Below are 13963 nucleotides of genomic sequence, written 5' to 3' on the forward strand. Positions count from 1 at the left end.
GGAAAACAAATAACACCATGACAATAGAACAGTTGAAAGACGTGAAAGCCAGGGTAGCGGCTTTGAGGGGGTATCTTTGACTACGATAACCGCAAACGTGAAGTAGAAGACAATGAGGCGCTGACGGTGCTGCCGGGCTTCTGGGACAAACCCAGTGAAGCTGAAAAACTGTTGAAAGAAATCAGGCTACAGAAGGTGTGGACCGACGCCTATGAAGAAGTGAAAACTTCTCTGGAAGATGTGGAAACCCTGTATGAATTCTATAATGCCGACGAGGCTGAGATGGAGGAGGTTGATGCGGAGTACAAAAAAGTCTCTGCGCAGCTGGAAGAAGTAGAGTTGAAGAAGATGCTCAGTGGCGAAGAAGACCAGCTGAGCGCCATGCTCGAGATTAATCCAGGTGCAGGTGGAACTGAGAGCAACGACTGGGCGGAAATCCTCATGCGGATGTACATCATGTGGGGAGAGAAGCATGGTTACAAAGTGAGGCAGGTAGACTACACGCCAGGTGAAACAGCCGGGTTGAAGTCTGCCACGCTGGAGTTTGAAGGCCAGTTTGCTTATGGCTACCTGAAGGCCGAAACGGGCGTGCACCGTTTGGTGCGCATTTCACCCTTCGATTCGGGCGGAAGAAGGCATACGTCTTTTGCTTCCATTTATGTGTACCCGGTAGCCGACGACAGCATTCAGATTGAAATCAATCCTGCCGATGTGGAGCTGCATACGTCCCGATCAGGTGGTGCGGGTGGTCAGAACGTGAACAAGGTGGAAACCAAGGTGCAGCTGACCCACAAGCCCACGGGCATTGTGGTGGTGTGTCAGGTCGAGCGGTCGCAGCTGGCCAACAGAGAGCTGGCCATGCAAATGCTGAAGTCAAGGCTGTATCAGATGGAGGTGGAGAAGCGCAATGCCGTGCGTGACAAGGTGGAAGCCGGTAAGATGCGGGTCGACTTTGGCTCGCAAATCCGCAACTACGTGCTGCACCCTTACAAACTGATCAAGGATGCCCGCACCGGCGTGGAGCGCACCGACGTGCAGAATGTACTCGACGGCGATCTCGACGACTACATCAAAGCGTTTTTGATGGGGCAGGAGGCTTAGTAGTCAGAAGCTTGAAATGTTCCGGCACGTGTCTCCATGGCCGGAAAATTGCTTATTCTCATAAACCGATCCATTTTTTGAACAGCCCGCCGACTAGAGTTGAGTTAGTTCTTGAAGTAGCCTGACTTAAATAAGACCTGTTTTCTTTAATAGCTCCAGAATCTCTTTTCTGGCAATCGATTCAAGTTTCCCTTTATCATATATTGACACCAGATAGATGGTCTTCTGAATAACTTTCACGTATGTGATTACTCTTGCTCCACCGGATTTCCCTTTCCCTTTGGCGGTAATGGCCAGGCGTATTTTATAAAGCCCATGGCCCAGATCCGTGCCATAAAAAGGGTTGCCTTTTAATGTAGAGACCAGTGAGGCCAAGTCGGATTTAAGGGAGTTATATTTTTTCGAAAGCTTCTTGGCATGCTTATCGAAATGAGGAATGGTTTCAACACTATAGCTCATTCAGCAAGTCTTCCACAGGCCTGGATTTAAGCTTACCATCCTGAATTTGCTTCAACTCAAAAAGGCCTTTCTCGAGGTCTTCAAGGTTTTTGTTGTTTTCAATTCTAACGTAATCCAGGGTCTTTACAAACTCTACGAAAGTTTTGAATTTACTGTCGTTGATTTTAAGTGTGATCTCTTTCATGGCCGCTAGTTTCCACAAAGTTAGCTATTTTGTACGTTATTTCGCCCATGGGTTACATCTTGATTTGCCGCTAGTCTTGGTGTTGCCGCTTATGGATTAAGTAAATATCTGTTCTCATCACTTACACGCCGGAACAATTCGTCTAAACCCGCCTTTTTTTTTGAATTACCTTCCCGAAGGCTCTACCTTTACCCGTCGATTTTTTCTATGACCCAGCAAAAGATATACACATGGCAGTTTATGCTATTGTGTTTCAGTAGTCTCCTTTTCTTCAGCAGCTTCAATATGATCATCCCGGAGCTACCGGCCTTCCTGACCTCCATTGGCGGTGGCGATTACAAGGGTCTTATCATTTCGGTTTTTACCCTCACAGCCGGCCTCAGCCGTCCATTCAGTGGCAAGCTGGCCGATAAGGTAGGGCGAGTACCCGTGATGGTATTCGGCGCTACGGTTAGCGGATTGGCGGCGCTGGTATATCCCCATGTCACCGTGGTATGGGCTTTCTTGTTGCTTCGTTTCTTTCATGGTTTTTCAACAGGTTTTAAACCTACTGGCACGGCAGCCTATGTAGGAGACATTGCGCCGCTGCTGAAAAGGGGAGAAGCCATGGGCATTTTTGGCCTCTTTGGCAGCATGGGGATGGCCATCGGGCCTGCTATAGGCTCCTACATCGCCTCAGCTGCTTCGCTGAACACCATGTTCTACACCTCTTCACTGATGGCGCTGTTGTCAGTGGTTATACTGGCTGGCATGAGAGAGACGCTGGCCAATAGGGAGAAATTTCGCCCTGATCACCTGAAAATAAACTGGGCTGACGTATATGAACCAAGGGTGCTATATCCCTCAGTTACCTTGCTGCTCACCATGCTGCCTTTCGGGGCTGTGCTTACCCTCGCACCCGACTTTAGCGACTATTTGGGAATGGGAAACCGAGGTCTATACTTCACGACTTTCACAATAGCCTCTCTGGGTATCAGGTTCATTGCAGGCAAAGCGTCGGACAAGTATGGAAGGGTGGCTGTGCTGCGTTTCTCCATCTTCTTTCTTGTGGCGGCCATGATCACTACCGGCTTTTCCACCAGTGTATGGCAGTTTTTGACAGGTGCTGTGCTGTTTGGCATCGGCACGGGCATGAACTCACCCACTATTTACGCCTGGACCATCGACCTAAGCGATGAGCATCACAGAGGCAGGGGCATTGCCACCATGTATATAGCCCTGGAAGTGGGCATAGGTTTGGGGGCACTGCTGGCAGGATGGCTTTACGGCAACCACTTTTCGCATATGCCCTATGTGTTTTCATTCGTAGGCTTTGTTGCCTTTCTGGGTTGGGTTTTTGTAGAGCTCATTGGTAAGAAAAAAGACGTGATTCCCTCCCAACTGCGCCAGTAGATTTATTTACTTTGTTCCAAAACACAGACAATGAACACCCGAAACCTGATCTCTGTCCTTTTCCTTCTTTCGATAGGTGTGCACCTGTGGGCGGTGGGCGTTGAAAACTCCGACCTGATCCACTGGACCAAGCCGTTGCTGATGCCCTTGCTGGCCTTTTATTTTTGGTTGAGTAGCAAGGCGGTTGACAAGTCGGTGAGGGTAGGCATTCTGGCGGCGCTGGTTTTTAGCTGGCTGGGTGATTCATTGCTTATGTATCAGGGAAAGGCGGAAATGTATTTCCTGCTTGGTCTGGGCGCTTTTCTTGTAGCACAGATCATGTATGGATTCAATTTTGCCCAGCTTAAAAATCCTTCAAAAGGAAAGATGGAGTGGCGCACAAAATTTAGTGTGGGTCTACTTGTTATCTTTTACTTTTTCATGCTGTATACGCTCTGGAATTTCCTTGGCAGCCTCAAGGTGCCGGTTATTTTTTACGGTGCTTGCTTGGTGGGCATGCTGTTAATGGCGGTGATCAGGAAAAACAGAACCAACGAAACGAGTTTTTCCCTTTTATTTTTTGGCGCCATCGCCTTTCTCGTCTCCGATTCTATGCTGGCGGTAAGTAAGTTTGTCGGGCCATTTCCCATGGCTGGATTTTGGGTAATGGTGACGTATATTGCGGCACAGGCGCTGATTGTTCAGGGAGTATTGGCACACTATCACGGTGAGCCTAGTCCGGCGAAGAAACCTGCGCCGAAGGGGCGTCGATGAGGTATTCGTGCACGGCGCTCTCCACGGTTTTGAGCTCTTTTACCTTTTTCTTGTAGCCAGGAAGCTCAACATACAACCAATAAGGGCTATCACATATTTCATTGGTCAGTGTCAGAGCGAGATCATCGTCAGGGCACTTGTTTTGATACGTAATGATCTTGCTGAAGTAGTTCCATTTGATCTGCCGCTGTTTCGACCAGTCCCGGTTCAGGTCTTGCACCCTTTTGGTGTCTGTAGTCAGTGAGTCGACCAGATAGGCAGCCACGTCTTCCGACAGCTTGTATCTGATTTTCACTGCATAGCGATCGATAAAGTAAGCCGTGATTTCGTCTACGTTGGCAGGGCCAATTTTGATCCCCGGATTCTTTCTGGTGTAGAAATGGAGCCTGCGAAAATGAAAACTGCCCAGATCTTTGTAGCCTGTAAGATCGATGACATCCCGATAGGCATTTAGGGCAAGGGCCGTCTTGCGATTGGCGACAGGAAGTGATGAGGCCGTACCATTTACAGATGAACCAGTTTTATCAGTTGGGTCAATGGCAGATCGTTTTTGTCCGCAACCCAGCATGGCAGCTAAAATAAGGAAGGGGAGAAGTGGCCTCATTAGAACTAAGTTAGCTATTTATTGTCTTGGAATGCTCTTTTCTGTCAAAATAGTAGCCGCCTATTGTAAGATTTATTGAAAATGAAATTGAATTAAGTCATTTTCAAAAGTTATTATTGCAGCCACGTTAACACGCCCCAAGGAATGGATAAAAAACCGGAGATTACTTATTCGCTAGGACGATTCGAACCCCAGGTATTCGTTAAGGTTTTTAGTCTGTTAATAGTTATTCTGGCAGGATTGTCGCTTCTGGCGAGCTACTTAATGGACCAGTCACTTGAAGGAATCATTGTCGGCCAGGGGCTCTATCGGTTTATTCTTCTTCCCTTTTTTCTTGCCGGTGGGATTGCTTACATCACCAGACATTCAACGCTGAAAGTTACCCATGTCACCAAGCGAAAGCTTGGCAAGCTGGTCACTGAAGCGATGCGGAAAGAAGGCTATGAGTTGAGGAAAGATAAAGACCAGGTGATGGTTTTCGATCCTGAGATCAGTGGGATTGTTTCTCTGAATCAATGGATGGAGAATGTTACAGTTACTGTGAAATTCAAAAACCACAACATGACCATTGTGGGCCCCAGAAGAATTATGAGGAATATGCATGACAGAGTGAAGTTTGGGCTCGATTTCAAGGAGGCCTTGCGCCTGGAGCCTGCTCAATAAAATTTAGCCACTTCCTCCAGTGGCTTTCTTGTCAGCTTAGGCACATACACCTCATCGGCCGCATAACCCACAGGTAGTAACAAATAGGGCCTTTCGTTGTCGGGCCTGTCGAGTATTTTCGAAAGAAAATTCATTGGGCTTGGTGTGTGTGTCAGTGTCACCAATCCAGCCATGTGCACCGCTGTAATGAACATCCCGCAGGCAATCCCCACCGATTCGTTCACGTAGTAATTATTGATTTTTTCTCCCTCAGTGTCTTTATCGTACGCCTTCTTAAACACAACGACTATCCACGGAGCCGTTTCCAGAAAGGGTTTGCTCCAGTTGGTGCCTATAGGTGCGAGGTCTTTCAGCCAGCGTTCGCTCATGCGGCCATGGTAGCTCTCGTATTCTTCCTGTTCGGCTGCTTTTCTTATTTCCTTTTTGATCGCTGGGTTTGAAATGGCACAGAATGTCCAGGGTTGCTTATGTGCCCCGGAAGGTGCTGTAGAGGCGGTTTTTATGATATTTTCGATCACTGCCCGATCAACCGGTTTGTCTGAGAAATCCCTGACGGTTCGCCGCAAGTCCATGTCCTGATAAAAGTGCAGGCTCTTTTGCAAGGTGATATCCGGGGTAAATGCCCTCGGATGGTACTGCACATGCTCGTATCCGTCTATAACTTTTATTGTCTCCTCAGTCATCTTTTTGGCCTTTATAAAAAAATGCAGCCTCTTGTCGGGCTTAATTTTTATACCTTCTCAAATCTAGACAACCAATCGTAAACCTCAGAATTGATGTTAAAAAAATTAGCCACCTCGTCCTTCTTATTGCTTTTCAGCTTCTTTACATCGCATGCTCAACAACTAACAGTTTCCGGGCTGCAGGATAAAGTAGAGGTATACCGTGACCCCTGGGGTATCAACCATATTTATGCTGAGAATGAGCACGACCTCTTTTTTACCCAGGGCTACATGGCCGCCAAAGATCGCCTTTTTCAGTTTGAAATTTGGCGAAGGCAGGCCACTGGTACAGTAGCTGAACTGCTGGGAGAACGGGAAATAAAACGAGACATAGGTACGAGGCTCTTTAAGTTTCGGGGAAACATGAAAGAAGAAATGAACCACTATCATGAAAGAGGTGAGGAAATCATTACCGCTTTTGTAGATGGGGTAAATACCTATATCGCCGAAGCTAATGCAGCTCCTGATAAACTGCCTGTCGAGTTTCAACTCTTGAAGACAAAACCACAGCCTTGGACACCCGAAGTAGTTATTTCCAGGCATCAGGGGTTGTTGGGGAATATCGGCAACGAGCTGAAAGCTGCCCGGGCCGTGGCGGCGATTGGAGCCGAAAAGTTTAAGGAAATAGAGTACTATCATCCGTTCGATCCCGATTTGAATATGGACCCGGTTATCGACCAGTCGCTGCTGACCGAAGATATCCTTGAGCTTTATAATGCTTATCGGAAATCTGTCAAATTTCAACCCTCAGATGTGCAAGCCAGCGCCAGGGAAGGCATGGAGAAGTACAGCAAGCTGGCAGCCAAATGGGAAGAGGACTTTACGCTTGACAGGCAGGAACTCAGAAACGCCGTTGGTAGTAACAATTGGGTGGTGAGTGGCGAGCGTACTCAGAGCGGCTACCCCATGCTGGCCAACGACCCGCACCGTGGACTGGCGGCACCATCACTTCGATACTGGTCGCACTTGGTAGCGCCGGGCTGGAATGTGATAGGGGCTGGTGAGCCTGAGATTCCCGGCATTTCGATTGGCCACAATGAGTTTGGTGCCTGGGGGCTCACGGTGTTTACCAACGATAGCGAAGATTTGTATGTGTATGAAACAAATCCGAACAACCCCAGTCAATACAAATACAACGGTGGCTGGGAAGACATGAAGATCATCAGCGAGACGATAAAAGTGAAAGATCGCCCGGATGTTACCGTTGATTTGAAGTATACCCGCCACGGACCGGTGGTGTTTGAGAAAGCAGACAAACACGTGGCTTATGCGGTGCGTTGCGGATGGCAGGAAGTGGGCGGGGCACCCTACCTTGCCAGCTTGAGAATGGATCAGGCCAAAACCTGGGAGGAATTCAGAGAGGCTTGCGGTTACAGCCATATTCCCGGAGAGAACATGATTTGGGCCGATCGCAAAGGAAACATCGGATGGCAGGCTGTGGGCATTGCTCCCATTCGTAAAAACTTCAGCGGCATGGTGCCAGTGCCTGGCGACGGCCGCTACGAGTGGGGAGGATACTTGCCAATCAAAGCCAAGCCTCATAGCTACAATCCGGTGGAAGGCTACGTGATTACCGCCAATGAGAACCTTACCAAAACCGATTATGAGTTTCCTGAGGTAATTACTTTTGATTGGGGTGATGGGTACAGGGGCGACAGGCTGAAGGAGATCATTGCTTCGGGTAGGGTGCTGAGCCTGGGGGACATGGCTGCCATGCAAACGGACTATCTGGCGCTTCCGGCAAGGGAAATCGTGCCTATGTTGAAAAATCTGTCTATTTCTGATACAAAAATAAGTGCAGCGAGAGACAAACTGCTGGCCTGGGATTTTGTGCTCGACAAGAATTCCACAACGGCTACTATTTACGCTGCCTGGGAAAAGGAGATCAATGCGAGAATGAAGGTGTTGATGATTCCGCTCGAGGCTAGGGCGCATATTTCGGGACTTTCCATGTTTAAGGTCATCGGCTGGTTGCAAGCGCCGCCGCCGGTTTTTGGCAGCGATCCCATCAAGGGAAGGGACGACCTGTTGGTTTCATCTCTGTCGGTGGCCATTGCTCAACTTGAGCAAAAACTGGGAAGAGATCAACACAAGTGGCAATATGGCCAGGAAAAGAACCATCATGTTGTAATTAAACACCCCATGAGTGAGGCGGTTTCTGCTGATATAAGGAAAAAATTGGATGTTGGCCCCGCACCACGGGGAGGCTACCACCTAACGCCAGGCGTGACCGGATCAGGCGACAATCAAACCCATGGTGCCACATTTCGCATTATTATGGACACCCAAAGCTGGGATCGGTCGATGGGCATCAATTCACCCGGGCAGTCGGGCGACCCTGACAGCAAATACTACAAAAACCTTTTTGATCTTTGGGCTAATGATAAATATTTTCCGGTTTACTATTCGAAAGAGATGATCATGAAAGTGGCTGAAGAAAGCTATAAAATGAGCCCCCGGTAAGGCTATTTACCCAGTTTGTACTCCAGCCCGCTTTTTACTGCGGGCCATTCGGTATCAAGGATACTATAAACGGCGGTGTCTCTCATGGTACCGTTGGGCATAACATAATGGTTTCTGAAAATGCCGTCAAGTTGAGCGCCAAGCCGCTCGATGGCTGCCCTTGATGCTGTATTCATTCTGTGTGTTCGAAACTCCACAGCAATGCATTTCAGGTTTTCAAAAGCGTGTGTAAGGAGTAAATGCTTGCATTCGGTGTTAATCACAGTGCGCTGAACAGACTTTGCATACCAGGTGGATCCTATTTCCAGTCGATGTACGGTTTTCTCAATCCTCAGGAAACGGGTAGTTCCAACTATCTTTTGATGCGCCTTGCTGTAAATCACAAAAGGCAGGCAGGTTTTGTCGGCCTGCTCCTTAAAAGCTTTTTGAATCCATGCTTCCATCGTTTCGGGTGATGGCACCAGCGTATACCAAAGTTTCCAGAGTTCACCATCTTTGGCAGCGTCACAAAGGTCGGCAAGATGTTCGGCAAGCATGGGTTGAACGATTACATACTCACCCTCTAAGGTTACCGGGACTGGTGGGTATTCTGCAGGAGCCGACTTCATCAATTGGATAGACGATATTGAAAAAAAATCAAACAAGTCAAATGTAAGCTTTTTGCCAATTTTCATAAAAGCTATCTATGTGAAAGTTTGCTATGATACTTGTCTAATTAACCTTTTTGGGGCTAATTGAAATCGTTTATGATCGTATGCGGTGTCTGGAAAATGTCGAAAACCTATAAAATATTACAGCACTATCGGTGCGCCACTATAAATACATAAATTGCGGTGTATTTTCGAGCGATGCGGAGCCTGGTCAAATTCTTTTGTTTGTTTGTTGTACTTTCTTTTGGGGCACAGGCCCGGGAAGTGGAGAGGGGTATTATTGACCTTAGGGAATTCGATTTTTCCCAGGGGAAAGCACAACTTGAGGGCGAGTGGGAGTTTTATTGGGAAAGATTGATAACGCCAGAGCAGTTCAAATACGCTACTCCAGAGCCTGATTACTTCATGTTCCCCAAGCTCTGGAACGATTCAAAAACTGCTGGTGGAGTAGAACTGTCGAGTCAGGGCTTTGCCACCTACAGGGTCAAGTTGCTCCTGCCACAACAAACTCCGCCGTTGTCTATTGCCATTAGTCACTTCTACAGTGACTACGATCTGTATGTCGACGGTCAACTGTTGGGAGAAAATGGCGTGGTGGGCAACACCAAAGAAACTTCGGAGCCTCATTGGATTCCCAAAACCCTGAGAATTCTTCCCAGTTCTGATACCCTGGAGTTAGTGCTCCATATCTCCAATTTTCATCACTCGAAAGGAGGAGCCCGGGAACCCATTATATTGGGAGCACGGGATAGAATTACGCATGACAGCCTCTTCAATATCAGCTACGACCTGTTGCTCTCCGGTTGCCTGATTATGGCTGGTCTTTTCTTCCTGGGGCTTTACCTGTTTGGGCAAAAAGAAAACTACATAATCGCTTTCGGTCTTTTTTGTCTGGTATTCAGCTACCGGTTTTTCGGTGCCGATAATTATGCGCTGCACATTCTGTATCCTGATATTCCCTGGATTGTGACCTTGCATTTTGAGTACCTGGCTCTGTTTTTGGCGCCTTCATTGTTTGCTATCTACTCCTACACCCTTTTTCCAAAAGACGGCAACCTGATTATTTTGGGTGGGTTTGCAGGTATTTCTGGCATACTGAGCCTGTTGACCCTTGTTTTGCCCAGCACCATTTTCACACTTTTTGTGGAGCCCTATTTATTCGTAATGGTCGCTGTGATTGCCTACGTTTCCTACGTGTATGCTGCTGCTGCCAGGTTTAATCGGGACGGAGCCAATTATGCTTTGGCTAGCACCATGGTAGTGCTGCTTGTGTTTATCTACAAAATATATGTTTACCTGGCACTGGAGCCCGAAAACAGACTCCTTACGTTCATTGGGTTTATTTCATTCTTTTTCTTTCAGTCGTTGAACATGTTCTTCAGAGTGACAAGGTCTTTGCGGGTAGCCAAGGAAGAGGCGGAGGAGGCGTCGAGAACCAAGTCTGACTTCCTTTCGATGATGTCGCATGAAATCAGAACGCCAATGAATGCCGTAATAGGATTAACCAACTATATGATTGGTGACAAACCAAAAAAGGAACACAAAGAAGCACTCAATACACTCAAATTTTCTGCTGAGAACTTGCTTGTGATCCTCAACGATATCCTCGATCTCAATAAAATTGAAGCGAACAGGATAGAATTTGAGAAAATGCCTGTCAACATCAGGCAGCTGACATCCCGCTTGAAACAGGTTTTTGAAAGAATAGCCGACGAGCGGGGTCTTTATATTAAGGTGTCGGTTGATGAAACGATAACTCAGTCTATTCTCTGTGATTCGACAAGGACAAGTCAGGTGTTGAGCAATTTGATCAGCAACGCCCTGAAATTCACCAAAGAAGGTGGAATTGAGTTAATGGTGAACGAATTGGACAGAGATGAAGACCATATAACACTCCGGTTTGCAATAAAGGACACGGGCATAGGTATTTCCATGGCCGACCAGCAGAAAATATTTGACAGCTTCACTCAGGCGAGCACCTCGGTGACCAGAGAATATGGAGGGACCGGGCTCGGTTTAACAATTACCAGAAGGTTGCTTAACCTTCAGGGCGTACAACTCGGTCTCAACAGCGAGAAAGGAAAGGGCTCAGAGTTTTACTTTATTCAAAGGTTTGAAACTGTGGATCACGCCGTAGAAGAGGATGAAGCGCAGGCGGATGGAGTTGAATCAGGGAATAAAGGAGCGAATATTCTTCTTGTTGAGGACAACAAAGTCAATGTGCTGGTAGCACAGAAGTTTTTGAAGAAATGGGAATTTGGCATCGAAATAGCGGCCAACGGCGCTGAGGCTGTTGACAAAGTCAAGAATAAAAAGTTCGATCTGATTTTGATGGACTTGCAAATGCCTGTCATGGATGGCTATGAAGCTTCGAGACAAATAAGGGCGCTCGGAATTAATACGCCCATTATTGCCCTCACGGCCTCTACCATGATGGAAGACCGGGATAAGGTAAAGCGGTTCGGTATGAACGACCATATCATAAAACCGTTTGATCCGGAGGATTTGAAAAAGAAGGTGAACAAATACATAACAAACAGCGTCATAGACCAATAATTTTTTTTCACTCCATAGCTAACCATTTAGGTGAAAAACTGGTTATGATGCTATGGAAAAAGAAGCTAAGTCTCCCAAAGCAAAAACTGGAGCTAAAAAACCTCAAAGTGCTGACATCAGAGCCAAATACAAAGATCACGTATTGGAAAATGGCGCAGCACCATCTTCCTTTTTTTTGTTTGCAAAGTCGCTCAAGCTGAAGGAAGAAGACTTGTATGAGTTTTACAATTCATTTGAGTCTATTGAAAAAGGCATCTGGCATGACTTTGTCAACTCCACTATCCAGGCTATTGAATCAGAAAAGGTTTACGAAGAGTACTCTGTCAGGGAGAAGCTTTTAGCGTTCTACTACACCCTGATTGAGGAGCTGAAGCGGAACAGGAGCTATATCCTGTGGCAGATGCAAGCTGTGAAGCACCCCACCACAACGCCTTATTTCCTCAAGGCATTTAAATCCGAATTTCTTTCCTGGGCCAATAATCTTGTGATTGAAGGAAAGGACACAGACGAAATAGCGAACCGACCTTTTATCAGCGACAGATATGGCGAAGCCATGTGGGTACAAACTTTGTTTATTCTAAATTTTTGGCACAAAGACGAGAGCAAAGGCTTTGAGAAAACGGATGCTGCGATAGAAAAGGCCGTCAACCTGGCTTTTGACCTCATGGGGCGGGGGGCTGTGGATTCATTGCTAGACCTGGCCAAGTTTATTTACCAATCGAAGAAGGAAGCCTGATCAAATGAAAGAACAATCCAGTATTCCCACTTCGAAAGTGGCGAGGGCCTCGAAGTTTGTAAGTACGGGCGCTAAGGTAGGCGGTAACTATGTCAAGCATTACGCCAAGCGCTTCATTACTGGCGATACGTCCCGTGAGGATCTTGATCAGGCAAACGCAGAAGATATTTACGGTTCGCTGAGCGAACTCAAAGGAAGTGCCCTGAAAGTGGCTCAGATGCTGGCTATGGATAAGAATATCCTCCCGACGGCTTATCAAAACCAGTTCTCCATGGCACAGTATAGCGCCCCTCCGTTGTCGTACCCGCTGGTGGTCAAAACTTTTAAAGAGCAGCTTGGAAAGTCTCCGTCGGATGCATTCGAGTCGTTTTCAAAAAGTGCGGTGAATGCTGCCTCCATCGGCCAGGTGCACAAGGGTACGATTGGCGACAAGGAGTTTGCAGTAAAGGTGCAGTATCCCGGAGTGGCTGGCAGCGTTAAGTCGGATCTGAAGCTGGTGAAGCCGTTTGCCCTCAGGCTAGTGAAGCTCAACGAACAGGAGCTGGATCACTATATGGAAGAAGTAGAGGAGCGCCTACTGGAAGAAACTGACTACAAGTTGGAGCTGTTGCGTTCAAAGCAAATTTCTGAGGCTTGCGCTCATATACCGAACCTGACCTTTCCCAGGTATTACTCCGAGCTTTCATCGGAAAGGATTTTGACCATGGATTGGCTACAGGGTTTGCACCTGAAAGAATTTTTGAAAACCAATCCTTCACAGAATCTGCGAAACCAGATAGGTCAGGCCATGTGGGATTTCTACAACCATCAGGTGCATAATCTCCTGCAGGTGCATGCCGACCCTCATCCTGGCAACTTCCTAATGATGGAAAATGGCAGCCTGGGAGTGATAGACTTCGGCTGTGTGAAAGTAATCCCTGAGGATTTTTACAGGACTTATTTTCAACTGATGAGGGAAGACTTGCTCTGGAAAGAAGAGGAGCTGGTGGTGGCATTTCACGACCTGTGCTTTCTATATGAAGACGATCGGGCCGACTACAAAGCGCTGTATATCGATGTGTTCAAGCAAATGATGCAATTATTGGGCGCTCCCTTTCACAAAGAGTCATTTGATTTTGCCGACGAAGAGTACTTCAGGAAAATCTTCGACCTTGGCGAAGGAATTTCTAAGCGCAAGGAATTCAAAAACTCCAAACACCCGAGAGGTTCGAGGCATGGGTTGTACATCAACAGGACTTATTTTGGGCTCTATAACCTGCTCCACGACCTGGGAGCGGAGGTGAAGACGACCAAGCCGGAGTGGCTGATGACTTCTTTAGTAAAGTGAAGCACTCCGCTTTGTCACATTGAATTGATGGGGAAGTCAGCCTCATACAGTATTTTTCAATTGTATGTGGTTATATAAGTTAACTGGTTCAAATTTAGTACTCACCTATTTTTATTGAAATAATTATAGATTTACTACAAAGTGATCTTTTCCGGAAAATTTTTCTCTGGATTTGATTAGGCTCATTTATTTGGTGAGTGCCCCTAATATTTCGGCATGTGATAGGTGTTTTTATGTGATTCAAAATAATATATTGGCATATATTATTTTCTGAAGAGCTAATCGGTGAAAGTGCATTTTAAGGCTCAAGAATAATTTTTTTCTTAACCTAGAAATACTCCAAATTGAGTATT

The 13963-nt window shown here is 46.8% G+C and carries 13 protein-coding genes; 8 read left to right on the forward strand and 5 right to left on the reverse strand.

The window, feature by feature from the left end; translation table 11 throughout:
- Positions 1–17 precede the first annotated feature (17 nt).
- Positions 18–1101 (forward strand): peptide chain release factor 2 gene (gene prfB / locus GC130_RS11200; RefSeq protein ID WP_151998390.1). Its coding sequence is split into 2 segments (ribosomal slippage): positions 18–77 and positions 79–1101, totalling 1083 coding nucleotides; the frame shifts between segments, so codons are not numbered across the junction.
- Between the two features lie 126 nt (positions 1102–1227).
- On the opposite strand, the gene GC130_RS11205 is transcribed toward prfB, so the two are convergent.
- Positions 1228–1560 (reverse strand): type II toxin-antitoxin system RelE/ParE family toxin, encoded by a 333-nt coding sequence (locus GC130_RS11205; RefSeq protein WP_151998391.1) that lies wholly within the window; start codon positions 1558–1560, stop codon positions 1228–1230.
- Positions 1550–1744: a hypothetical protein gene (locus tag GC130_RS11210; RefSeq protein WP_151998392.1), complete on the reverse strand. Its 195-nt coding sequence runs from the start codon at positions 1742–1744 to the stop codon at positions 1550–1552. Before GC130_RS11210 ends, GC130_RS11205 begins: the two co-directional genes overlap by 11 nt.
- A 207-nt stretch (positions 1745–1951) precedes the next feature.
- On the opposite strand from GC130_RS11210, the gene GC130_RS11215 reads away from it, so the two are divergent.
- Positions 1952–3136 carry an MFS transporter gene (locus GC130_RS11215; RefSeq protein WP_151998393.1) on the forward strand — a complete coding sequence of 395 codons (1185 nt, stop codon included), beginning with the start codon at positions 1952–1954 and terminating at the stop codon, positions 3134–3136.
- Positions 3137–3166: 30 nt separating this feature from the next.
- On the forward strand, positions 3167–3889 hold the full coding sequence (locus GC130_RS11220; protein ID WP_151998394.1) for a lysoplasmalogenase: 723 nt from the start codon (positions 3167–3169) through the stop codon (positions 3887–3889).
- Here GC130_RS11220 and GC130_RS11225 read toward each other — a convergent pair.
- On the reverse strand, positions 3849–4493 hold the full coding sequence (locus GC130_RS11225) for a hypothetical protein (RefSeq protein ID WP_151998395.1): 645 nt from the start codon (positions 4491–4493) through the stop codon (positions 3849–3851). The two genes, GC130_RS11220 and GC130_RS11225, sit on opposite strands and share 41 nt — an antisense overlap.
- A 144-nt stretch (positions 4494–4637) precedes the next feature.
- Between GC130_RS11225 and GC130_RS11230 the strand changes: the two genes are divergently transcribed.
- Positions 4638–5156 carry a hypothetical protein gene (locus tag GC130_RS11230; protein WP_151998396.1) on the forward strand — a complete coding sequence of 173 codons (519 nt, stop codon included), beginning with the start codon at positions 4638–4640 and terminating at the stop codon, positions 5154–5156.
- Here the strand turns inward: GC130_RS11230 and GC130_RS11235 are convergent.
- Positions 5150–5839, reverse strand: a complete 690-nt coding sequence (locus tag GC130_RS11235; RefSeq protein WP_151998397.1) for a nitroreductase family protein — start codon at positions 5837–5839, stop codon at positions 5150–5152. The two genes, GC130_RS11230 and GC130_RS11235, sit on opposite strands and share 7 nt — an antisense overlap.
- A gap of 93 nt (positions 5840–5932) precedes the next feature.
- Here GC130_RS11235 and GC130_RS11240 point away from each other — a divergent pair, with 93 nt between their 5' ends.
- Positions 5933–8341 (forward strand): penicillin acylase family protein, encoded by a 2409-nt coding sequence (locus GC130_RS11240; RefSeq protein WP_151998398.1) that lies wholly within the window; start codon positions 5933–5935, stop codon positions 8339–8341.
- A 2-nt stretch (positions 8342–8343) separates the two neighbouring features.
- On the opposite strand, the gene GC130_RS11245 is transcribed toward GC130_RS11240, so the two are convergent.
- A complete protein-coding gene (locus tag GC130_RS11245) occupies positions 8344–9015 on the reverse strand; it encodes a GNAT family N-acetyltransferase (RefSeq protein ID WP_226940440.1) in 672 nt (223 codons plus the stop codon).
- A gap of 201 nt (positions 9016–9216) precedes the next feature.
- Here GC130_RS11245 and GC130_RS11250 point away from each other — a divergent pair, with 201 nt between their 5' ends.
- From GC130_RS11250 to GC130_RS11260, 3 genes are read left to right on the forward strand one after another with little or no spacing between them, the layout of a single operon-like run.
- Complete coding sequence (locus GC130_RS11250; protein ID WP_193217834.1) at positions 9217–11547, forward strand: response regulator; 2331 nt, start codon at positions 9217–9219, stop codon at positions 11545–11547.
- A 52-nt stretch (positions 11548–11599) separates the two neighbouring features.
- Complete coding sequence (locus tag GC130_RS11255) at positions 11600–12283, forward strand: TetR family transcriptional regulator C-terminal domain-containing protein (protein WP_151998400.1); 684 nt, start codon at positions 11600–11602, stop codon at positions 12281–12283.
- A gap of 4 nt (positions 12284–12287) precedes the next feature.
- A complete protein-coding gene (locus GC130_RS11260) occupies positions 12288–13610 on the forward strand; it encodes an AarF/ABC1/UbiB kinase family protein (protein ID WP_151998401.1) in 1323 nt (440 codons plus the stop codon).
- Positions 13611–13963: the final 353 nt, after the last annotated feature.

It is taken from the genome of Imperialibacter sp. EC-SDR9 (genome assembly GCF_902498805.1).
In the GTDB taxonomy this organism is placed as follows: Bacteria; Bacteroidota; Bacteroidia; order Cytophagales; family Cyclobacteriaceae; genus Imperialibacter.